The 21,269-nt window shown below is 45.6% G+C and carries 22 protein-coding genes; 20 read left to right on the top strand and 2 right to left on the bottom strand.

What is annotated here, in order from left to right:
* Nucleotides 1-127: 127 nt before the first annotated feature.
* The 9 genes from ASD24_RS15435 (at nucleotide 128) to ASD24_RS15395 (ending at nucleotide 8,142) form a co-directional block, all read left to right on the top strand.
* Nucleotides 128-709, top strand: coding sequence for an RNA polymerase sigma factor (locus tag ASD24_RS15435; RefSeq protein ID WP_056697266.1), 582 nt, complete (start codon nucleotides 128-130; stop codon nucleotides 707-709).
* A complete protein-coding gene (locus tag ASD24_RS15430) occupies nucleotides 706-2,058 on the top strand; it encodes a hypothetical protein (protein ID WP_056697264.1) in 1,353 nt (450 codons plus the stop codon). The genes ASD24_RS15435 and ASD24_RS15430 overlap by 4 nt, the downstream gene beginning before the upstream one ends.
* A 57-nt stretch (nucleotides 2,059-2,115) precedes the next feature.
* A complete protein-coding gene (locus ASD24_RS15425; RefSeq protein WP_056697262.1) occupies nucleotides 2,116-2,574 on the top strand; it encodes a DUF523 domain-containing protein in 459 nt (152 codons plus the stop codon).
* A 486-nt stretch (nucleotides 2,575-3,060) separates the two neighbouring features.
* Nucleotides 3,061-3,714, top strand: a complete 654-nt coding sequence (locus ASD24_RS15420) for an NAD(P)H-dependent oxidoreductase (protein WP_235540600.1) — start codon at nucleotides 3,061-3,063, stop codon at nucleotides 3,712-3,714.
* 175 nt (nucleotides 3,715-3,889) lie between these two features.
* Nucleotides 3,890-4,327, top strand: a complete 438-nt coding sequence (locus ASD24_RS15415) for a MarR family winged helix-turn-helix transcriptional regulator (RefSeq protein ID WP_327205243.1) — start codon at nucleotides 3,890-3,892, stop codon at nucleotides 4,325-4,327.
* 161 nt (nucleotides 4,328-4,488) lie between these two features.
* The gene (locus tag ASD24_RS15410) at nucleotides 4,489-5,070 is read left to right on the top strand and encodes an NAD(P)H-dependent oxidoreductase (RefSeq protein WP_056697256.1); all 582 of its coding nucleotides are present in this window, start codon (nucleotides 4,489-4,491) and stop codon (nucleotides 5,068-5,070) included.
* A gap of 103 nt (nucleotides 5,071-5,173) precedes the next feature.
* On the top strand, nucleotides 5,174-5,485 hold the full coding sequence (locus ASD24_RS15405; protein ID WP_056697254.1) for an ArsR/SmtB family transcription factor: 312 nt from the start codon (nucleotides 5,174-5,176) through the stop codon (nucleotides 5,483-5,485).
* Nucleotides 5,486-5,642: 157 nt separating this feature from the next.
* Nucleotides 5,643-6,677, top strand: coding sequence for an LLM class flavin-dependent oxidoreductase (locus ASD24_RS15400; RefSeq protein ID WP_056697252.1), 1,035 nt, complete (start codon nucleotides 5,643-5,645; stop codon nucleotides 6,675-6,677).
* Between the two features lie 304 nt (nucleotides 6,678-6,981).
* A complete protein-coding gene (locus ASD24_RS15395; protein WP_056697250.1) occupies nucleotides 6,982-8,142 on the top strand; it encodes an AI-2E family transporter in 1,161 nt (386 codons plus the stop codon).
* A gap of 442 nt (nucleotides 8,143-8,584) precedes the next feature.
* Here the strand turns inward: ASD24_RS15395 and ASD24_RS15390 are convergent, their stop codons facing one another.
* Complete coding sequence (locus ASD24_RS15390; protein WP_056697248.1) at nucleotides 8,585-8,956, bottom strand: ArsR/SmtB family transcription factor; 372 nt, start codon at nucleotides 8,954-8,956, stop codon at nucleotides 8,585-8,587.
* 446 nt (nucleotides 8,957-9,402) lie between these two features.
* On the opposite strand from ASD24_RS15390, the gene ASD24_RS15385 reads away from it, so the two are divergent.
* The 8 genes from ASD24_RS15385 to ASD24_RS15350 all read left to right on the top strand — a co-directional run bounded on the left by ASD24_RS15385 (nucleotide 9,403) and on the right by ASD24_RS15350 (nucleotide 17,611).
* Nucleotides 9,403-11,751 (top strand): heavy metal translocating P-type ATPase, encoded by a 2,349-nt coding sequence (locus tag ASD24_RS15385; protein ID WP_056697244.1) that lies wholly within the window; start codon nucleotides 9,403-9,405, stop codon nucleotides 11,749-11,751.
* Nucleotides 11,752-11,926: 175 nt separating this feature from the next.
* The gene (locus tag ASD24_RS15380) at nucleotides 11,927-12,223 is read left to right on the top strand and encodes an SdpI family protein (RefSeq protein ID WP_156395473.1); all 297 of its coding nucleotides are present in this window, start codon (nucleotides 11,927-11,929) and stop codon (nucleotides 12,221-12,223) included.
* A gap of 201 nt (nucleotides 12,224-12,424) precedes the next feature.
* A complete protein-coding gene (locus ASD24_RS15375) occupies nucleotides 12,425-12,634 on the top strand; it encodes a DUF6366 family protein (RefSeq protein WP_056697239.1) in 210 nt (69 codons plus the stop codon).
* Between the two features lie 122 nt (nucleotides 12,635-12,756).
* Nucleotides 12,757-13,224: a MerR family transcriptional regulator gene (locus tag ASD24_RS15370; RefSeq protein WP_056697237.1), complete on the top strand. Its 468-nt coding sequence runs from the start codon at nucleotides 12,757-12,759 to the stop codon at nucleotides 13,222-13,224.
* Between the two features lie 230 nt (nucleotides 13,225-13,454).
* The gene (locus ASD24_RS15365) at nucleotides 13,455-14,675 is read left to right on the top strand and encodes an MFS transporter (protein WP_056697232.1); all 1,221 of its coding nucleotides are present in this window, start codon (nucleotides 13,455-13,457) and stop codon (nucleotides 14,673-14,675) included.
* 46 nt (nucleotides 14,676-14,721) lie between these two features.
* Nucleotides 14,722-15,117 (top strand): universal stress protein, encoded by a 396-nt coding sequence (locus tag ASD24_RS15360; RefSeq protein WP_235540595.1) that lies wholly within the window; start codon nucleotides 14,722-14,724, stop codon nucleotides 15,115-15,117.
* 197 nt (nucleotides 15,118-15,314) lie between these two features.
* Nucleotides 15,315-16,739: an aldehyde dehydrogenase family protein gene (locus ASD24_RS15355; RefSeq protein WP_056697230.1), complete on the top strand. Its 1,425-nt coding sequence runs from the start codon at nucleotides 15,315-15,317 to the stop codon at nucleotides 16,737-16,739.
* Nucleotides 16,740-16,798: 59 nt separating this feature from the next.
* Nucleotides 16,799-17,611: a MerR family transcriptional regulator gene (locus tag ASD24_RS15350; RefSeq protein WP_056697224.1), complete on the top strand. Its 813-nt coding sequence runs from the start codon at nucleotides 16,799-16,801 to the stop codon at nucleotides 17,609-17,611.
* 167 nt (nucleotides 17,612-17,778) lie between these two features.
* Here ASD24_RS15350 and ASD24_RS15345 read toward each other — a convergent pair whose 3' ends face one another.
* Nucleotides 17,779-18,258 (bottom strand): GAF domain-containing protein, encoded by a 480-nt coding sequence (locus ASD24_RS15345; RefSeq protein WP_056697222.1) that lies wholly within the window; start codon nucleotides 18,256-18,258, stop codon nucleotides 17,779-17,781.
* 184 nt (nucleotides 18,259-18,442) lie between these two features.
* Between ASD24_RS15345 and ASD24_RS15340 the strand changes: the two genes are divergently transcribed.
* The 3 genes from ASD24_RS15340 (at nucleotide 18,443) to ASD24_RS15330 (ending at nucleotide 21,188) form a co-directional block, all read left to right on the top strand.
* Nucleotides 18,443-18,730, top strand: a complete 288-nt coding sequence (locus ASD24_RS15340; RefSeq protein ID WP_056697220.1) for a hypothetical protein — start codon at nucleotides 18,443-18,445, stop codon at nucleotides 18,728-18,730.
* 269 nt (nucleotides 18,731-18,999) lie between these two features.
* Nucleotides 19,000-19,578, top strand: a complete 579-nt coding sequence (locus tag ASD24_RS15335) for a GNAT family N-acetyltransferase (protein ID WP_056697219.1) — start codon at nucleotides 19,000-19,002, stop codon at nucleotides 19,576-19,578.
* Between the two features lie 56 nt (nucleotides 19,579-19,634).
* A complete protein-coding gene (locus ASD24_RS15330; RefSeq protein ID WP_056697216.1) occupies nucleotides 19,635-21,188 on the top strand; it encodes an MDR family MFS transporter in 1,554 nt (517 codons plus the stop codon).
* The last annotated feature ends 81 nt before the right edge of the window (nucleotides 21,189-21,269 follow it).

Below are 21,269 nucleotides of genomic sequence, written 5' to 3'. Positions count from 1 at the left end.
ATCTGGGCATGCTATTTGGTTTATTTTGATATCGAAGGCAGCTTGAATGAATGGTTTAAGGAAAAAGTTAGCGAACTGGGAACCAAACTCCATTGGGCTCAGTCTTATTATGTGAGGTGAACAACAGTTGGACTATCAATTTCTGGCACATGCCCAGACGATCGACAATTACACGTTAAGTCACATGATGGATGACTATGGTAATGATGTGTGGAATTATGTGTACTTTCTGACCAAAAGCACGGAGCTAGCAGATGAGGTGTCACAGGAAGTATTTATCCGAGCTTACTCCGGGATTGCCCATTTTCGCGGGGAATGTTCATTAAAGACATGGCTGCTGACAATCACAAGAAATACGACATTTACATACCGCAAATCGAGATTTTTTCGCAGTAGTTTATGGGGAGAGACCTTATCAATCAAGACAGAACAAGAGCATTCAACAGGCCAAGAGATGATCCCTGAGACGTACGCACATCCATCCGCTGAAGCCGAAGTGCTGAGCAAGGAGCATGTACATGAGATCTGGGATATCGTGATGGCTCTGCCGGATAAATTCAGGGAGATTCTGCTGCTGCATCTCAAGTATGAGCTTCATACCAATGAAATTGCAGAAATGCTGCGGATTAGCACAGGTACGGTGAAGTCTAGGTTGTCACGTGGGAAAGCCAAAGTACGAAAGCTATGGGAGGAGCGAAGCGAATCATGAAACATCCAAATGACGATTGGGAAAAAGAGATCCAAAAGGAGCCATTTGCGGAGTCTCCTTTTACAGAGAAACATAAACAGCATGTACTCCAACAGGTGTCTTGGAGTCAGACAACTCCAAAGCAGACGGGTAAGTTACACCCTCCTGGTCGTATACCAAATGATCCTATCAATCCACGTAAAAGTCGTCTTCGTTCAGGTTCGGTCATGGGCGGAATCGTGGTTGCCGCGTTAGCTGGTGCATTTATTCTCTGGAATGGGCAGATCGTTGAACCTGTTGTGGAGCGTTTCTATCCTACAGCGTCGTTACAATTGTCAGATGATCCTAGCATGAGCTTGCTAACGGACAAAATGAAAAGAACGGTTGCGATAACCATGAGAGACTACCTTGGTAAGCAATTACAAGTGACCCTCGCGAAGAAGGGGCCTATTACCGGCTGGGTCTACGTCGAGGCAGGACAGGAGTTAGAAACCGATTATGCTCAGATGTGGCTGGATGGAGAGACGGGAGCCTTGGTTGAGCTGAATATGAGAGGTGAGATTCCGGGGGATAGGCTGGAGCATCGATTTGTACGCCAGATTCCAGGGTTATTGGCAGACATCGGCAGTGACAGTAGCATGAAGCCGGTAAGGGTGCTGCGGAGTGCGATAATGAAAAAAGGTGAAGAAATGCCCATGATGAATACGAACCTAACGTTGCAAAATGATGACTCCTATGGATCGATCCAATGGAAGCAGGATCAGGTTGTTTACGTTTCCGGGGATCTTGAATTAGATACAGACCGAGTAACGGCGGAGATGTTACAGACGGCTCAAGATGCCATCAAGGTATTATCCGGTGAGTCAGCGTTACCACTTCAAGAAGTATCCTATGTGCGAGACGATGATCAGTCTGAGGAATCAATTTATTTATCGCTTGGTGATCACTATTCTGTACGAATTACTCAGGGCAAGTCAGGCACTCAGTATGCGGTAGTGGATTATGGTCAGTACATGCCTGAGCTGAAGACCATGGAAGATCACGAGAACTATATTGAGGAATTGTTGGGTGTAGAAGAAGAGATAATCAGACAACATGCAGCACCAATGGTCAAACAAATATTTAATATTGATCTGGATGACTACACATTTTATCGAGATTCTAGCAACCTGGGTATGGCCTCATTCAGACCAGAAGGTAATGAAGACCCAGAAGGTACTACAGATTCAGGAGGTACAACAGATTCAAAATCCACAACAGATTTAGAAGATACATCGGGAACGAAGGATGAAATTCAGATTCGATACACTCACGATGCACGCATTACGATGATCGAGAGAATCCAGCATGAAGAGAACGGCTCAAAATAATGCGATATGGTACAATCTTCTTCATAGTTCATGGAACGAGGAGAAGGAGTTAAGAAGATGAGGTATTTGGTGAGTTCATGTCTTGCAGGAGTAGCTTGTCGATACAACGGTACAGCAAGTTTGGATGAGAGAATTCGGGAGCTTGTGGAGCAGGATCAAGCCAAAATGGTCTGTCCAGAACTAATGGGTGGTTTCGTTACACCACGAGAGGCTGCGGAGATTATCGGCGGAACAGGTAAGGATGTGCTGGATGGCACAGCTAAGGTCATCGAGAAAGGTGGCAGAGATGTAACGGATCTATACATTAAGGGCGCCTATGAGACGCTCGAATGGGCGAGGAAACTGGAGGTAAGCTGTGTTGTGCTCAAGGAGTACAGTCCGTCATGTGGTACACAGATGATCTATGATGGTAGCTTTGATAATCACAAGGTAGCTGGAGAAGGGGTTACGTCAGCATTACTTCGACAAGAGGGATTTACGGTGATTTCCGAAAATGAGTTCATGGCGCTACTGTAGTTCCTCTAGATCCTCAATTGGGGGAACGAATTGCATAGCTACAACTATACTTACTTTTATAAACTAAGCAACATTATTGTGCGTACTTTCTATTTGGGAACATTAACACTAGAATAGTACCTAGAGTTCCAAGTCCCAAGATTATAGCTATATAAATTGAACTAAACATTTACACGAAAACGGAGAGGACAGAAATAACACGGAGAAGCGAAGCTAAAAGCTTTCTGTAAGAAAGCTACTTCGAAAGCATACGCTTCACCTGAAAGCTTTCTGGAAGAAAGCTACATCGGAAGCATACGCTATCCCCGGATTTTCCCTTTGGAAAAGGGAATCAGAAAAATCTGGGGATAACAGCGATCGGAAGGTTGTTCTGTCATGGGAGTGGCAAGTGTAAATATTCTTTAGATCAATTTATATGGATTAGGGATAATCAACAAAGTAGAGAAAAGGATGTGGATTGTTGTGGAAAATTCAAATAAAGAAGTCATGAAGGAAAACGTCTTAAAGGCTTATCATTTTCGTCATGCAACAAAACAATTTGATGCTACACGTGCCATTCCAGCAGAGGATTTCGAATACATTCTAGAGACGGGACGTTTATCTCCAAGCTCTATTGGATTTGAACCGTGGAAGTTCCTAATTGTGCAGAACCCAGCTTTGCGTCAGCGGTTGTCCGTGGTGTCTTCCGGAGCCCAGAAGCAATTAGCTACAGCAAGTCATTTCATGATCATTCTGGCTCGAACGGATGCCGGTTATAATTCACCGTATGCGGAATACATGCTGAAAGAGATCAAAGGCATGCCTGATGATGTATTCGAGCTGACCAGTGCAGCATATGGCAAATTCCAGAATAACCAACGGTTGTTCGAGACTCCGCGCACCTTGTTTGATTGGGCATCCAAACAAACGTATATTGCACTGGGGAACATGATGACTGCTGCCGCGCTGATCGGAATCGATTCATGCCCGATTGAAGGTTATGACTATGAGAAGGTGCATCAGATTCTTGAAGATGAAGGATTATTGGAAAATGGAGCATGGAACATCTCGGTGATGGCTGCATTTGGTTATCGCGAAGAAGATCCAGCACGGGAGAAGACAAGAAAGTCATTGGATAACATTACTTACTGGATTGAATAATGTGATAAGACGATCCCTTTAGATAAGACAGCTGTTACATCTCACAAGTATGTATGTGTGTGACGTGCATCGAGCTTTTGTAGGAACCCGCGAGGGGATACAGAGGCTCGTTTGTATATATACAGGACATATTAATGCACCTGTATATATTCCATTTGCAAATACATAGACATCTATGTATAATAAGCTCATGCCAAAATATAATGCAATTGCCTTGATCGCAAGAATCAGGGATCACATTAATAAACGAATCGTACATGAGTTAGAACAGCATGAGGTGACAGGTATTGTCCCTTCTCATGGTGACGTCTTGATGTTTCTCTACCGCGAAGAGGCATTATCCATTAAGATGCTGGCCGAGCGAGTTCAGCGCACACAACCCACGGTAACGGTGCTGGTGAACAAGCTGGAGAAGCTGGGGTATGTCGAGCGACATAAGAGTGCAGAAGACAGCCGTGTAACGATGATACGCCTGACAGAGCAGGGGCGGAAGCTGGAGCCGGTGTTCAACCAGGTCTCCATACAGATCAATGAGATGATATATGCTGGTCTGTCCGACGAACAGGCAGAGCAACTGGAGCTCCTGTTATCTAGCATCGTCCGTAAGATGTAATCATTTGCGGATGGATGCAAAGGTATTTTTTTGCCCATAAACATAGATGTCTATGTATATGTGTCTATCCGTGCACAGAAGCTGTAGATGAAAAGTGATAGAAGTGAAATTTTGCAAGTATGTAGGTATGTAAACTAAACTCAAAATTGGAGGAATTATCAATGAAACATCTTATCGTATATGCACATCCACACGAAGGTAGTTTGAATAACGCCATCTTGAACACGGCTGTAGAGGCACTTGAAGCACAAGGGCACGAGGTTGTGGTTCGTGACTTGTATAAATTGGGCTTCCAGCCTGTACTGACTGAAGCAGACACAGCTTCAATGCGTGCAGGGCAGACACCGGAAGATATTGCTACAGAGCAGAAATATGTTGCTGATGCCGAAGCCATTACATTTATTTACCCGATCTGGTGGACAGGTCTTCCAGCCATCCTGAAAGGTTACGTTGACCGTGTATTCGCTTATGGATTCGCTTATGTTGCAGGTGAAGCAGGTATCGAGAAATTACTGACTGGCAAAAAAGGACTGATCATCAATACACATGGTACGCCAAGCGAGGTGTACGATCAGATCGGCATGACGGCTGGATTGAAAGTTACTTCTGATATAGGGATATTCGACTTTGTTGGAATCGAAGCTGTGGATCACCTGCTGTTCGGAAGCATTGGTTATCTGGAAACGGCAGCTTACGAGGCGATGTTGGAGCAAGTGAAACAGACCGTTAGCACTAAATTTTAATTGTTCGCCAAGCTCCTTATTATCAGGCCGATTCGTAATTATACGAGTCGGTCTGTTTGTTCAATCATTTGCAAAACAGCAGAAAGGGGGTATAATCGTACCCATGGAACCTATACTCATATTTAAAGCTTTGTCCAACGAGACACGTAGACAAATTTTGTTGTGGCTCAAAAACCCGGAGCAACACTTTTCGCCGCTGGAATTATCCCAGCATCCGGATGGAGGGAAGAATGGCATCTGCGTCGGTACGATTCAGATGAAGGCTGGACTTGCTCAATCTGTCATATCCAGCTATTTACTGACCATGCTCAAAGCCGGATTGCTGCTCTCAGAGCGCAGGGGACAGTGGACATATTATCGCCGCAATGAAGAAATCATTCGTCAATTTGCCGATTATGTGCAGCATGAGTTATAAGCCGTGCGCGAGGACGGAAGCAAGAATGCAACTGCAACGGGTATTCCGTCCGAAGTATACGGCTAATCATGAGTGAACTAATCCATTTTTTATCGTTTTATTAATCTATATATCTGGATATACAAAAATATAATTCAAAAAGGAGTACATTCTTATCATGACTACTGAACACCAAGCATCATCTCATAAAGAACGGATTACAGACGTTAAGCTATCTATATTAGATTTGGCTCCAGTCGTGGTAGGGTCAACCCCTGCCGATGCTCTTCGTAACAGTTTGGATCTGGCGCAGCATGCTGAACGCTGGGGTTACCATCGGTACTGGGTAGCAGAGCATCATAATATGCCAGGCATCGCGTCTTCTGCGACCTCGGTCGTTATTGGATATCTGGCGAGTGGAACATCGACGATTCGCTTAGGTTCTGGTGGCATTATGCTCCCTAACCATGCTCCACTCGTGATTGCCGAGCAGTTTGGTACGCTGGAATCACTTTATCCGGGGCGGATCGACTTAGGGTTAGGACGTGCACCAGGAAGTGATCGCCGCACATCGCTTGCTCTTCGCAAAGACTTGAACAGTGGGGAGGACTTCCCTGAATTGTTAGCGGAGCTCAGAGCTTACTTCGATGCTTCAGCGACTTCATATCATGCTCCGGTTCGTGCAGTGCCAGGGGAAGGGCTGAATATTCCGATTTACTTGCTTGGTTCCAGTGATTTCAGTGCCCGACTAGCAGGACAGCTGGGGCTGCCGTTTGCTTTTGCCAGCCATTTCTCACCTGATTACACACGGATTGCCCTAGAAACGTACCGAAACAACTTCCAACCATCCGATCTGCTGAAAGAGCCACATGTCATTGTGGGTGTGAATGCTGTGGTGGCGGATACGGACGAAGAAGCGGCATGGTTAGGAACAACGATGCAACAGCAATTCCTGAACATTATCCGTGGCACGACTGGACTGGTACAGCCGCCAGCGGATATGGAAGGCAAATGGACAGATCGTGAGCGAGCTGGTGTAGAACAAACATTAAAAGCAGCCGTAAATGGTTCTCCTGAAACCGTGCGTGGACAACTGGAGTCATTTATCGCGCAGACCCAAGCAGATGAACTTATCATCACATCCATGATCTATGATCATCAAGCGCGTCTACATTCATATGAGTTGATCGCACAACTGGCTGGAAAAGCGTAAAGCCATCCAATTATGGATATTAGATAAAACAAAGAACATCCTTAACCTTTAAGTTGAGACGGTTCTGTTAACATACATTTTAGGTTTTCGATCAAGGCTCGTCTCATCTGAGGCGAGTCTTTTTTTGGGATTAATTGCAAATGCATGCTTTGGGGCAGAAGGTTCTATTTCGGGTAAAATGAATATACCGATCATTTATGAAACGACAGATTGAGTCGATACGTATAAATCGGGAGTATCATACATAAGTTGGCTTGTACAGAGTTTAGCGTACATCAGCAATAGAAGAGAGGAAGACAAGTCTATGGAACAACCGGAACAACCCCGAATTTGGCCGGATCGATTCAAACGATTTTTCTTGAATAATAAGTTTGTCCTATTCCTATTGATTCTGTTACTGGTCGGATTGAACGTTATGGTGATGACGAAGATATCCTTTGTCTTTCATCCCATTGCAGTGTTGATCAAAACCATTGTATTACCTATCATTTTGTCTGGAGTATTGTACTATCTGCTGAATCCGTTGGTCGATGTGATGGAGAGGTGGAAAATTAAGCGCGGCTGGTCAATATTGATTCTGTATCTCGCTATAGGGGGTATTCTGACCGTTGTAGTACTTGCCGTTATTCCTGTATTGCGCAATCAGATTATGGGCTTAATTGCGAACTTCCCAGCATATAGCACAGCAGTGCAAGAGAAGTTTGTGCAGCTTACGGGAAGTGAAATGTTCAACCAGGTTCAAGAAACGATTAATTTTAATTTTGAAGATCTATGGGCTACGATCTCTGCGCGTGCTACGGAAATTCTGAATCACACGTGGACGGGAATTGGAGATTTCTTAGGGGTATTCACGGAGACCGTGCTGTCCATTGTGACAGTTCCGTTCATTCTGTTCTACCTGCTTAAGGACGGCAAGAAGCTTCCGGCGAAAATTCTGTCCTTCTTACCGATCAAGAGTCGTACTGGTGCGATGCATGTGCTTGAAGATATCAATCATCAGATTAGCTCGTTCATTCGTGGACAGATCATCGTCAGCTTCTGTATCGGTGTTCTGCTCTACATTGGTTACATGATTATTGGACTGGACTATGCATTGATTCTTGCTATTATTGCTTCATTCACCAGTGTGGTGCCGTATCTCGGTCCTGCTATTGCCATTACACCAGCGTTGATCGTAGCACTGGTTACATCACCGGTAATGTTGCTCAAAATGATTGCTGTCTGGACGATAGTGCAACTGATCGAAGGCAAGTTTATCTCGCCACAGATCATGGGGAAAACACTGAAAATTCACCCAATCACTATTATCTTTGTTATTTTGACCTCAGGTAACTTGTTCGGTGTAGTCGGCATCCTACTGGCTGTACCGGGTTATGCGGTATTGAAGGTATGTATTTCCCACATCTTCAATTGGTTCAAGAGCAGTACAGGTCTATATGACCCTAACAAAAACAATCTATTGTAGAGGTAGTTCAAAAAGGACGCTTTTGATTACGAAGGATGCCTGACGGCATCTCAGCGTCGAAGATAGGATTCAGCCGAAATGTCCGTTGCTCACGTAGGTTGCCTACGCTCCGCTACTCCATTTCTAGCTTCATCCTATCTTCTCGGTACTGAAAACCGYCCTTTTTGAACATGTATTGTAGWGGTAGTTCAAAAAGKRCGCTTTTGATTACGAAGGATGCCTGACGGCATCTCAGCGTCGAAGATAGGATTCAGCCGAAATGTCCGTTGCTCACGTAGGTTGCCTGCGCTCCGCTACTCCATTTCTAGCTTCATCCTATCTTCTTGGTACTGAAAACCGCCCTTTTTGAACATGTATTGTAGAGGTAATGAACAAGAACCCCCGCCTGTCGGCTTCCTGCCGATGGACGGGGGTTCTTGTTTGTTCAGCAGGCTAGTTATACCTAGCCATGCTTAATATGCTGGAGCGTTTGCAGGAAGATCTGCTCAATATGTGTATCATCCAAGGAATAATACACCGTCTTGCCCTCTTTGCGCCGCTTCACAATACGCATATTACGTAGGGACCGCAGCTGATGTGAGATGGCCGACTGTCCCATATCAAGCAACACCGTAAGATCATGCACACATAATTCCTTTTGCAACAGAGCATCAATAATACGTAGACGCGTCGGATCACTGAATGCCTTGAACCAATCTGCCATTTCGGAAGAAGTCTCCCGATCTATTAGAGATGTACGAATGGTCTGCACATCCGCCTCGGTACCTGAGCAGGCGACGTCGCATTCGGATACAGCTTTAACCGGTTGTTCCATTACCTATCACCGCCTATATTCAATCAACACTGGATAACTTGTTATACGATATACGCCTATTATATCCAAAAATCGTCTAAAGCGAAATGATTACTATTAGCATAATTTGTATGAAAAATCAATTACGAATGTTGACACTTGTATTTAGGCATGCATATAATGAGGATAAATGAACATATGAATGATTGCTCATACATTATATTGAATGGATTATTTGACTATATAAGTTCGTTCAAACAAACTTTTTACACGAGAACGGAGAGGACAGAAATAACATGAAGAAGCGGAGCGTTCGCCTTTATCACCGGATTTTCCCTTTGAAGAAGGGAATCAAAAAAATCTGGGGATAACAGCGATCGGAAGGTTATTCTGTCATCGAAGTGGTAAGTGTAAGCATGCTTTAATTGAACTGATATAGTTTCGCAACTGCAAAGGGGAGAATTCACATGGGAACTGGATCAGAACAGGTGAAGAGGGAACTGCTGCTAGATGGGTTAGATTGTGCGAACTGTGCGTTGAAGATTGAGAATGGTGTCAAAAAAATTAGCGGCATTACCGAATGCTCTGTTAATTTTGTAACCAAAACATTATCGCTGCACACAACATCAGATATGGATGAACAGATTGTGGAGGAAGCGAAGCGTAAAGTCCTGCGATTAGAGCCACATATTCGTATCTCGGAAAAAGGCAAACCGTCTACCGCTGGTCGCTCTACAGCAGGCGCACTTCAACATCTGGATGCTCATGGGCACGATCATGAACATAACCATGGAAGTCATGATCAGCATACTCATGACCATGGGCATTCAACTGCAGGCAGTGGTCACGTTCATGAGCATAGCCCCCATAGCCATAATCATGACCACGATATCCATGCAGAGCATCAGCACGGTCACGAAGGTCATGCTCATGCAGGCCATTCCCATGAGCATGGAGCTGGTCAGACCAAAGTGCTACTCGCTAGGCTTGCAGCAGGTTCGGTTCTCATGGCGGCTGCAATCTGGTCTCCTTTAGAAGGATGGGCGCAGCTTGCCTTATTCATTGTTGCGTATTTGATTGCAGGGGGAGATATCGTTCTCCAAGCAGGTAAGAATATACTACGTGGTCAGGTATTCGATGAATACTTTCTTATGTCCGTTGCGACAATTGGAGCTTTTGCCATTGGTGAATATCCAGAAGGGGTCGCAGTAATGCTCTTCTATCAGCTTGGTGAGCTGTTTCAGGGCATGGCGGTTAACCGTTCACGGAAGTCGATTCAGTCGCTGATGGACATTCGCCCAGATTATGCTCACATTCTGATCGGTACAGGGGATGAGACGAAGCGAGTATCTCCTGAAGAGGTTCGAGTTGGAGATCGTATCCTTGTAAAAGCAGGAGAGAGAGTTCCGCTGGATGGTGTCGTGAAGGCAGGACATTCGATGGTGGATACGTCAGCTTTAACAGGTGAATCCGTACCGCGGGAATTGGAACCAGGAAATGATGTACTCAGTGGTTTTGTGAACAAAAATGGGTTGCTGACAATCGAAGTGACCAAAACATTCGGGGAATCGACGGTTTCCAAAATCCTTGATCTCGTGCAGAATGCTAGCAGCCGCAAAGCCAAAACGGAACATTTTATAAGTAAATTCGCTCGGTATTATACACCGTTTGTCGTGATCTTGGCTGCGCTGATTGCATTGGTTCCACCTCTGCTCCTTAGTGGTGCTACCTTTGCAGATTGGATCTACCGGGCATTGGTTTTCCTGGTGATCTCCTGTCCTTGTGCGCTTGTGGTGTCGATCCCACTTGGATTCTTCGGCGGTATTGGAGCGGCTTCTCGGAATGGTATCCTGGTGAAAGGCAGCAACTATCTTGAAGCATTGAACGATGTAAAAGTTGTTGTTTTTGATAAAACGGGCACGCTAACCAAAGGTGTTTTTAAAGTCACAGCTATTCACCCAGAGGGTGAGCGTACGGAAGAAGAACTTATGCGGTTAGCTGCTATTGCAGAAGCCCAATCCAATCATCCCATCGCAGAATCTATTCGCGCTGCATGGGGACGAGAGATTCCAACCGAAGGTGTGGACGGTTACGATGAAGTTGCCGGACATGGTATCAAGGTTAAGGTAGATGGAAGAGAGGTACTGGCGGGCAATGCCAAACTAATGCAGCAGGCGAACATCTCCTACACTGCTCCGCAAACAGTGGGTACTGTCGTTCATATTGCCGAGGCAGGAACGTACGTAGGACACCTAATCATTGCTGATGAAGTGAAAGATGATGCTGCGGATGCAATCCGAGCACTGCGTAAGCTGGGTATTCGCAAAACGGTCATGCTCACTGGGGACGCAAAGGCAGTAGGTGAAGCAGTCGGGCATGATCTTGGTGTGGATGAGGTCTACGCGGAATTGTTACCTCAGCACAAAGTCGAGCAATTGGAGAAGCTGGAAGCAGCCAAGTCACCGAAGGAGAAAATGATCTTTGTCGGTGATGGGATCAATGATACACCGGTACTTGCCCGGGCTGATGTAGGTGTTGCTATGGGAGGACTCGGTTCAGATGCGGCAATTGAGGCCGCGGACGTTGTGATTATGACGGATGAACCGTCCAAGATTGCTGGTGCAATCCGCATTGCCAAGCGAACTCGCGCTATTGTATGGCAAAATATCGGATTTGCCCTTGGTGTCAAAGTCGTCTTCCTGTTGCTCGGTGTATTCGGAATTGCGACCATGTGGGAAGCAGTATTCTCGGATGTAGGCGTTACGGTTCTTGCTGTCCTCAACGCTATGCGGGTACTGCGAGTACAGGAAAGCTAAGTTTTCGAAACGCTCCAGGGCGGCTCTTCGTATATACGTAGAGCCGTTTTTTTGTTTTTTAATAGGTCGTGATCATTTATGATGGGAAAGCTCAACAGAAGAAAGGGGAAAGGCAGTTTTGGCTGGATCGATTTTAGGGATAATTTGTGGGGTGTGTTATTTTATACTGGGTTTCATGATGTTCAAGAAACCACCGAGAGCAATCAATGGAATCTACGGTTATCGTACACCAAGAGCGATGAGTGATCCGGAATTGTGGAAGGAAGCGCAGTATTACGCCTCGAATCTGATGATGCAGTTTGGCTTTATCATTCTGGTATTCGGGATTCTTGGATTTTGGTTTACTGAAGTACAAGCATTGGTACTAAGTCTGGGGTCGTTAGCATTCTATACGATTCGATTGTTTGTGAAGGTTGAAGGGCGTTTGAAGGAGTTACAAAGTAAACCTAAAAAGAAGCAGCAGGATGCATAATATAAATAGGCATAGCACCAACCGAGGGACTCGCACAAGCGGGTCCTTTTTTGTAACCATTAAAGTAGGTGTTTACGAATAAACATGGAATATATGCTGATTATAAAATAGAGAGATATCAGTGGATAATTTAACCATAAATTAAACATTTATTCAGTATAATAGGAGTACAACCAATTTTGAGAACAGGGGGGAGTTAACATGACGAATCAAGAGAGCCCACAGCGAGAAAGAGAACGCCTAGCTCGTGAAGAATTAAAGAATAATCCAACGGGAACGATGAAGGATGCATATGATCGGGCTACGATTGGCAACCTAGGAGAACTAGTAAGTACCTTAGGATGGAAGGGTATCGGGATAATTATATTGATTATTTTAGTGGGGGTCGCAGTAAAATCGATTTTCTTTTGATGTTTTGAAGTGGAGAGCTTTATATCGAATTCCGTGTGAATAAAATCTAACGTTGACGTTAACGTTACAATTATATATAATTATGTACATAACATTACAGACATATAAGTGAGGTGAAGGAAATGAGTTTGTATAAAATTGATGATGTCGCTAAGGAAAGCGGACTAACCAAACGTACAATCCGGTATTACGAAGAGATTGGTGTCATGCCTTCACCTCAACGGACAGATGGTGGCACACGATTATACACCTGGGAGGATATTACGTATCTGAAAAAGGTCGTCCGCGCCAAGGAGGTACTGGGTTTCTCGCTACAGGAGCTACATGCTTATGTGGCAACATCAGATGCGCTGAATGAACAGCGTTTTGATTATCAGCAGACGATTGAAGTTCAGGAGCGCATTGAGAAGCTGAGCAAGATGGAGACAACATTGAATGAACAACTGGAGTTGATTGAACAGAAACTTCATAGCATTCATGCCGTGCAGAGTGAACTGGAGGAGTTACGAGAACGGGTTCAGACAGGCATTCAGCGGTTGCAGGAGCAGAAGCAAGACCAAGGCGCTTTAGATCGAGTCCAAGACGGATAAATGGCAGTTTAATCATAATTTGTTTTGTTAGAAATAGGGCTGTCAGCCACATGAAATAAATATATCTGAGAACATAAGCACCGTTCATGTCGGTGTTCTTTTGTTCCGTTTTGATTGCGTTTTTTATGAAAGTGAAATGAAATTTTCATCTATTTACAAAAACTAAAGCATTAAATAATGAACCAACCAAGCAACAAGATTACACAGACCATCATCAGGAGGAATTAGTTATGAAAAGAGAACCATCGCTACCTGACGAATTACCGTCATCACGCGGAGGGCTGTTATCACAGCCGAGAGCCGTATGGGCTGTCGCCTTTGCATGTATTATATCGTTTATGGGGCTCGGACTTGTCGATCCAATCTTACCTGCTATAGCGGATCAATTGCATGCATCCAAAAGTCAGGTTTCCCTGTTATTTACGAGTTACAATGCGGTCACAGGTATTGCTATGCTGATCACCGGTGTTGTATCCAGCCGGATTGGTGTGAAATGGACGCTACTGAGCGGTATATTACTCATTATCATTTTCTCCGCTCTTGGAGGAACATCGGATACGGTAGGTGCTCTGGTAGGATATCGCGGCGGCTGGGGTCTTGGTAATGCACTATTCATCGCAACAGCATTATCTGCCATTGTTGGTCTGTCCACATCAGGGACGGCCAAAGCTATTATTTTGTACGAGGCAGCGCTGGGACTTGGGATCGCAGTAGGTCCGCTACTCGGTGGTGAGCTTGGCTCGATCTCATGGCGCGGTCCATTCTACGGTGTAGCTGTGTTAATGGCCATTGCGTTTATTAGTATTACGTTTATGCTGCCTAAGATAGCCAAACCGAAAACAAGAAGTTCCTTGTCCGATCCGTTCAAGGCACTAAGTTATCCATCTCTAAAAACATTAGCGATTACCGCTTTCTTATATAATTTTGGTTTCTTTACATTAATGGCTTATTCACCATATGTCATGAATCTGGACGAGCATGGTCTAGGATACGTGTTCTTCGGTTGGGGACTGGCGCTGGCGATTACATCTGTATTCGTAGCTCCTAGACTGCAACGCCGATTCGGATCGGTTCCATCCATGAGTGTCATGTTAACCTTGTTCGCTATTGATCTGGTTGTGATGGCAATAGGTACAGTCATGGGCTCCTCTACAACCGTCATTGTGGCTGTTATTGTAGCGGGTATTTTCCTAGGCATTAATAATACGCTAATCACTACTGCTGTCATGGAAGCCGCACCTGTGGAACGTTCCGTAGCATCTGCGGCGTACAGCTTTGTTCGTTTCTTGGGCGGTGCGCTTGCACCTTGGCTTGCAGGTAAATTATCCGAGTGGTATATGCCGGAGACACCGTTTTATTTTGGCGCGATCATGGTGCTGATTGGTGTGGTTGTTCTATTGGTTCGCCGCAGCCATCTGCGTGAGATCGATTCGGCTATTTCACATCATTAATATGGAGGAGGAAGCGACATGATTGAACGAATACTTGTAGCGGTGGATGGATCGGATTCATGCTCATAAGGCGCTGGAGGCAGCGGTCGAACTAGCAGAGGGCATGCAAAAAAATCCGAAATTGCTCATTGTACATGTGAATCCATCGATATCCATCAATGAGCCTGCGCTGGGCGTTGATCTGGACGCTAGAATTGCCGAAGAAGGTAAACATATCGTTGAGCCGATTCATGCGTTCCTGTCGAGACGTTCCGTCCCTGCTGACACACTTCTAATTGCCGGAGATCCTGTGAATGAGATTTGCCGGGTAGCACGTGATCAAGAATGTGGGCTAATCGTCATGGGTGCGGGAGCCAAAGGTATGCTGGCTGAGATCGTACTTGGCAGTGTGAGTCACGGAGTCTTGAAACATGCTCATTGTCCTGTACTAACAGTTAAATAGCGCTATAGCTGCATGATAAAGAGCTTATATATGAGCTTTACGGTTCAAAGCATCTGAGATTGTTGCTTAGATAAAATAAGCAATATTAAGCCGCTCTACTGGGTTGAGAATAATAAAATAGTGTATAAATAAATAGGGTGATCCCGTGTTAATTTATATGTTCATCTTGTAGTAATGAAGGGATGGAGGATGCAGCAATGAAAAAACAACATCTGTTTATCGGGGGGAAACCTACCGAGTCTATACAATATAAAGAGCTTCAGGCACCTTATTCCGGCGAGACACTTGCAGAGGTTGCTACGGCTTCGGCAGCGGAGACGGAAGCAGCTATTGCTGCGGCAACCCAGGCTGGAGATACAATGCGCCGAATGCCCGCACATCAGCGTGCGGATATCCTATATAAGCTTTCAGCGCTGCTCCAGGAACGCAAGGATGAGGCTGCGCGAGTTATCGCTCTGGAGGCGGCGAAGCCAATTACAGCCGCATTAGCCGAGGTAGAACGAACCATTGAGACATACCGTTTTGCAGCAGAAGAGGCGAAACGACTAACTGGCGAGACCGTACCTATGGATGCAGCCAAGGGCGGAGAAGGACGTGTTGGATTTACGATGCGCCAGCCGCTCGGTGTCATTGGAGCAATTACGCCTTTTAACTTCCCCATGAACCTGGTTGCGCATAAGGTTGGACCGGCGATCGCAGCAGGTAATACCATTGTGCTGAAACCAGCAGAACAGACCCCATTGTCCTCATACTATATCGCTGATCTACTTCAGGAAGCAGGCTTACCAGATGGTGCTCTGAACGTGGTTAGTGGAGATGGCAAGACGATTGGTGATGTGCTCGTGGCTGATCCACGTATTGCCCATATTACTTTTACAGGGAGTCCTGCTGTAGGGAAGAGCATTCGTAGCCAGGCTGGGTTGAAACGAGTGACCCTTGAGCTCGGATCGAATGCCGCTGTTATTGTGGATCGGGATGCGAATCTTGATAAAGTGATCCCTAGAAGTGTGACAGGCGCATTTACTTATCAGGGACAGGTGTGTATCTCTCTCCAACGGATTTATGTACACCGTGAGATCGCAGATGAATTTATTCGTCGTTTTGCTGAGGCAGCTAAGCAAGTCGTCATAGGTGATCCCTTGAATCCGGATACAGTTGTGTCTGCGCTAATATCAGCGAAGGATGTACAACGTACACAAGAATGGATAGCCGAAGCGAAGCAGGCAGGAGCTGAAGTGGTGGCTGGGGGCGAAGTACAAGGTGGGATTCTGCGTCCTACTGTGCTAGTCAATGTACCCCGCGACGCCAAAGTATCCTGTCAGGAGGTATTTGCTCCGATTGTGGTCATTAATACGATTGATTCGATTGAAGAAGGTATTGAGCACGTGAATGATTCCATCTATGGACTGCAAGCAGGTATATTCACGAATGATATTCAGACCGCTTTACATGCGGCGGAACACATTGAAGCTGGCGGTGTCATGATTAATGATATTCCTACCTTCCGGGTTGATCATATGCCATACGGTGGTGTGAAGCAGAGCGGTATGGGACGTGAAGGTGTGAAATACGCGGTGGAAGAGATGACGGAATTGAAATTTGTAATGTTTAACAAAAATTAAGTACATTCAATAACATGTCTGAACTCAGTAGTTACAGACCAGGACAGGAGGTGTTTGGAATGGCATATACTATCGCTGACGTATCCGGTATGTCTGGAGTAAGTTTGGATGAGTTAAGTCAATATGTGGATGCTGGGCTGTTGACCCCGGCGTTTGTCGGAAGTGACCCGAACGACGTGTATTATGAGAAGCCGGAACTGTTGAAGCTCCAGCAGATACTGTTCTGCAAGGAACTTGGTGTGGAGCAGGAAGAGATCGGCTCAATGCTACAGGAAGATCCGTATGACATGATTCAAATGATGCAACAGCAACGTATTCAAATGCTAGAAAAGGCACTTCGCTTGCATGGTCTGATACAAACACTCGACAAAACGATATCGCATCTGCAAGGTGAGCAAGAAATTGAAGAGAGCGCACTATACGAGGGATTTGTTGAGCCGAGACAGCGCAATATGTTACTGCAACAACCTTCATCGCGTGCTGATTCGATGCATCGTCCGAAGCTGGATGAGATGAACTCAGACAAGCCTAGTCATAATCAGTCGCCTGATAACACGCTCCAAAGTGTGCAGCTTAAGACGAAAAGAGACTATCTGGACTCCCAGGAGAAGATCGATGGAATCAATCGTGATCTGCATCAGGCCATTGAGGATGGATTATCTGCGGATAGTCCGAAGGTGCAGCAGATTATTAGTAGGCACCTGGAATGGGTCAAAGGATACTACACACCTACAGCCGAGATCTACCGGGAATTAGGTAATCTGTATGTTGAACATCAGAATTTCCGTCAAATGTATGACGGATATCATCCTAAGCTTGCTGAATTCTTAAGGGATGCAATGATCATTAAGGCGGAACAAGAATTGTCTTAGATGCATAACATGTTGAAGGGCGAGCAGAACATGGGTGTATGAAGATGGCAAATGAAAGAGCACAGTCCAGTTGCGGACTGTGCTCTTTCATTTTGCCGAATGTTCCGTTTGTATGAGGCAAGTGAACCCTCACAAGCTTAATGCGTAGAGAGGCGCACAAGACCTACTTACAGTTGGTCTACGAGCAGTTGCACTGCTTGCTCTAGGAAGATTCGGTCTTCGTCGTCAAAACGGTTCTTAATCGGACTGTCGATATCGAGTACTCCGTATAGTTCCCCATTTTTAATAATCGGCACAACGATTTCGCTGTTGGATGCAGCATCACAGGCAATATGGCCTGGAAAAGCATGTACATCGTCAACGACGAGGGTACGTTTTTCTGCAGCAGATGTGCCGCATACACCGCGTCCAAGTGGGATACGGATGCAGGCAGGCAGTCCTTGGAATGGACCAAGTACAAGTTCTTTGCCATCATACAGATAGAAGCCGACCCAGTTGGTATCGGTCAAAAATACATTGAGCAGCGCCGCTGCGTTTGCCAGATTGGCAATGGCGCTAGGTTCATCGCGAATCAGAGCGCTTAACTGTCCCAGGACGGCGTTGTGCTGCTCGCTTCGTGTTCCTTCATAAGAAACAGCTTGAAACATGGTTAATCACCCTCCCGAGCAAAAATGGTACTTATTTTCAAGATAGTGTAGTGTATGTCGTTAGTCAAGCGGAGGATTTTGAAAACGAAGGAACTAACCTGTAAATTCCTCCTGTTTCTCTGCTTCTTCACTGGGGTAATTACTTAGCAATCACAGAGGGCGAACCCTGGAAGGAGATTGACTTATGCACGCAGAGGTACAGAATCTTTTTGTACGGATTCATCTTCTATATTTGGCTCAGCATCAGGATTTGACGGTTGGTGACGCATTGCCTTGGCTGGAAGAACGGGGATATCGTGTGGGAGAGCGGGAGATTAAGCAGGAGCTTGAACACCTGACCCAAGAGAATTTCCTGACTGCACATGGAGACCAGTGGAGCCTTACAGGCACAGGCATTGAGGAGTATAAGGAAATTACGGCTGTACTCGGCCGAGTCAGTAACGAATTGCTGGCGACAGGTACCGAAGCGTAGGTAAACCTAATCGTGAAGACATGATTGGACAAGCTCTATGGCTTGAATGTGTCCGATGAATGGAGCAATATGTAGATTAAGACCGGGAGCACGATGTGGCCCGGTTTTTTTTGATGTTATAATAGAGGCTGTTCAAACGGCACACTTCTATTATCATCGTACTTTTTTGAATGCACGAATGAGGATTAAACCGTTGCCATCATGCGCAGGTTATGGTTAGATAATTAGTGAATTTTTATGGTCTTTAGAGATGGATCGGATCGGAGAGTATGTTGATGTATAAATGTAAAGGTAGAATCCCTGAGCTTGAGACGGGGCGGCTTCGATTGCGCAAAATGCGACGCCGGGATGCTGCACAAATGTTCGCGTGCTGGTCAGATCGAGAGGTGACCCGTTATATGAATCTTGCGCCAATGATTGGGGCAACCGAAGCAGCGGATATGATTGGTCTGCTTAACCAGATGGCGGGAGAAGAGGATGCGATTCGTTGGGGCATAGAGCTCAAAGAGACAGGACGCCTCATTGGAAGCTGTGGATTCAATACATGGCAACTTGAGGGCGCGTTTCGCGGTGAGATCGGCTATGAGCTAGGACGTGACTACTGGCGGCATGGGTATATGTCGGAGGCGTTCTCGGTACTGCTGTCCTTTGGATATGAGACGATGGGACTTAATCGCATTGAGGCGCTTGTGGATCCGCGTAATGCGCCGTCAGGTGGATTTCTGGAGAATATGGGATTTACGAAAGAGGGATTACTTCGTCAAATTCAACATACGTCTACGGGATACAAAGACATGTTAATGTATTCTTTACTCTATGATGAATGGCTAAGGGCGCGTAATAAATAAAAAAATTCAACTAGACATTTTCTAGTTGATATAGAAATGAAGAGAGAAGGGTTCCATTGAATACGACGGGAAATTCCAAACGCAGTCTCATCTTGGCGGGTTTGCTGCTAGCTACCTTTTTGTCCGCCATTGAAGGTACGGTCATTGGGCCTGCAGGGCCAACGATCGTCAGTGAATTGGGCAGTGTGCAACTGCTTAGCTGGATCTTTACAGCTTATCTGCTCACAATGGCGGTTAGTACCCCGATTTTTGGTAAAATCAGTGATCTGTATGGGCGGAAGCCTGTATTCTTAATCGGATGTGCTCTGTTTATACTCGGTTCGTTACTATGCAGTTTCTCGCAGAATATGGAGATGCTCATTGTTTTTCGTGCAATCCAGGGGATTGGCGCAGGTGCGGTAGTGCCTGTGACATTTACGATTATTGGAGATATCTATCCTATTGAGGAACGGGGCAAAATTCAAGGCTGGATTAGCTCAGTATGGGGTATTTCATCTCTGGCTGGACCGCTGCTAGGCGGTTATTTTGTAGATAATTTAGGTTGGCAATGGATCTTTGGTTTTAATGTGCCGTTTGGTTTGTTAGCTATGTGGTTTGTATTCCGTTATTTGCAAGAAAATGTGTCACCGCGTACTGCCAAAATTGATGTTATGGGTGCGTTGACCTTCACTGTTGGGATTACAGCTCTGCTCTTTGTTTTGTCAGCGGGTGGACAGTATTATGCGTGGAGCTCTCCGTTGATTTTGGGACTCAGCGCGGTAGCAGTAGCTTTTATCGTATTATTCTTCATGGTTGAAAAAAGAGCCGAAGCTCCGATGGTTCCACTTCACCTCTTCCGCATTCAAGACATTCGTGTGGCGAATATTGCTGGGCTGTTAACGAGCTCACTGATGATCGGTCTTACGAGTTATCTGCCGCTGTGGGTGCAGGGTGTGCGTGGGGGAAATGCGACTGAATCCGGATTGTTGCTTGCACCAATGTCTGTTGGCTGGCTGATCGGCAGTGTGTGGGCAGGTCGACTCTTAATGAAGATTGGGTCGCGTATGACGTCTCTCATCGGACTGACTGGCATTGTGGTTGGTTCAGGCGGATTATTCCTTGTCGGCGGTTCATCGCCGCAGTACGTGCTGTTTGTTCTGACCTTTATCTATGGGCTTGGTTTTGGTTTTGCATTCACAATCTTCACCATCATTGCACAGTCATCTGTAGGATATCGGGAACGGGGTTCATCCACAGCACTACATACGTTCATGCGTACACTGGGACAAACGATTGGTGCGGCAGCTTTTGGTACATGGTTGAATTATCGAATCTCAACATTATCCAGTGCACAAAATCTTGCGGCTGCTGGCATCTCTGATGGGGATCTGAACGAATTGCTGGCACCTCATACGGAAACGGTTTTGTCCGACGATCAGTGGCGGTTGCTGCGAAGTGTGCTTGAGGGCAGTTTGCATTCCTTGTTCATCATTATGTTTGTGATTGCGATTGTGTCTTGGGTTGCTACGCTGGCTCTACGCAAACGCCTCATGGTTCCAGAAGACGCAGATGCCCCACAGCAAGTACAAGGCTCCGTGCAAGTGGCTGGTGTGAAAAAGGAGAAAAAATAGTGGGGATGGCTATCCATCGCTAAACGAAAAAAAATAAAAAAGGCAGCCTAATGAGGCTGCCTTTTTGCTACTTGTTAGTTT

The sequence above is a fragment of the Paenibacillus sp. Root52 genome (genome assembly GCF_001426865.1).
In the GTDB taxonomy this organism is placed as follows: domain Bacteria; phylum Bacillota; class Bacilli; order Paenibacillales; family Paenibacillaceae; genus Paenibacillus.
The sequence above is the reverse complement of the archived record's forward strand: the minus strand, read 5'-3'. Positions and strand labels throughout refer to the sequence as shown.

Excerpts from the sequence above, each read along its gene's own strand:
- ASD24_RS15365 (WP_056697232.1), top strand. The coding sequence starts at position 13,455 with ATGAAAAGAGAACCATCGCTACCTGACGAATTACCGTCATCACGCGGA.
- ASD24_RS15375 (WP_056697239.1), top strand. The coding sequence starts at position 12,425 with ATGACGAATCAAGAGAGCCCACAGCGAGAAAGAGAACGCCTAGCTCGT.
- ASD24_RS15405 (WP_056697254.1), top strand. The coding sequence starts at position 5,174 with ATGGAACCTATACTCATATTTAAAGCTTTGTCCAACGAGACACGTAGA.
- ASD24_RS15360 (WP_235540595.1), top strand. The coding sequence starts at position 14,722 with ATGGATCGGATTCATGCTCATAAGGCGCTGGAGGCAGCGGTCGAACTA.
- ASD24_RS15395 (WP_056697250.1), top strand. The coding sequence starts at position 6,982 with ATGGAACAACCGGAACAACCCCGAATTTGGCCGGATCGATTCAAACGA.
- ASD24_RS15350 (WP_056697224.1), top strand. The coding sequence starts at position 16,799 with ATGGCATATACTATCGCTGACGTATCCGGTATGTCTGGAGTAAGTTTG.
- ASD24_RS15340 (WP_056697220.1), top strand. The coding sequence starts at position 18,443 with ATGCACGCAGAGGTACAGAATCTTTTTGTACGGATTCATCTTCTATAT.
- ASD24_RS15430 (WP_056697264.1), top strand. The coding sequence starts at position 706 with ATGAAACATCCAAATGACGATTGGGAAAAAGAGATCCAAAAGGAGCCA.
- ASD24_RS15370 (WP_056697237.1), top strand. The coding sequence starts at position 12,757 with ATGAGTTTGTATAAAATTGATGATGTCGCTAAGGAAAGCGGACTAACC.
- ASD24_RS15355 (WP_056697230.1), top strand. The coding sequence starts at position 15,315 with ATGAAAAAACAACATCTGTTTATCGGGGGGAAACCTACCGAGTCTATA.
- ASD24_RS15385 (WP_056697244.1), top strand. The coding sequence starts at position 9,403 with ATGGGAACTGGATCAGAACAGGTGAAGAGGGAACTGCTGCTAGATGGG.
- ASD24_RS15400 (WP_056697252.1), top strand. The coding sequence starts at position 5,643 with ATGACTACTGAACACCAAGCATCATCTCATAAAGAACGGATTACAGAC.
- ASD24_RS15390 (WP_056697248.1), bottom strand. The coding sequence starts at position 8,956 with ATGGAACAACCGGTTAAAGCTGTATCCGAATGCGACGTCGCCTGCTCA.
- ASD24_RS15345 (WP_056697222.1), bottom strand. The coding sequence starts at position 18,258 with ATGTTTCAAGCTGTTTCTTATGAAGGAACACGAAGCGAGCAGCACAAC.
- ASD24_RS15380 (WP_156395473.1), top strand. The coding sequence starts at position 11,927 with ATGATGTTCAAGAAACCACCGAGAGCAATCAATGGAATCTACGGTTAT.
- ASD24_RS15420 (WP_235540600.1), top strand. The coding sequence starts at position 3,061 with ATGAAGGAAAACGTCTTAAAGGCTTATCATTTTCGTCATGCAACAAAA.
- ASD24_RS15335 (WP_056697219.1), top strand. The coding sequence starts at position 19,000 with ATGTTGATGTATAAATGTAAAGGTAGAATCCCTGAGCTTGAGACGGGG.
- ASD24_RS15410 (WP_056697256.1), top strand. The coding sequence starts at position 4,489 with ATGAAACATCTTATCGTATATGCACATCCACACGAAGGTAGTTTGAAT.
- ASD24_RS15415 (WP_327205243.1), top strand. The coding sequence starts at position 3,890 with ATGTATAATAAGCTCATGCCAAAATATAATGCAATTGCCTTGATCGCA.
- ASD24_RS15425 (WP_056697262.1), top strand. The coding sequence starts at position 2,116 with ATGAGGTATTTGGTGAGTTCATGTCTTGCAGGAGTAGCTTGTCGATAC.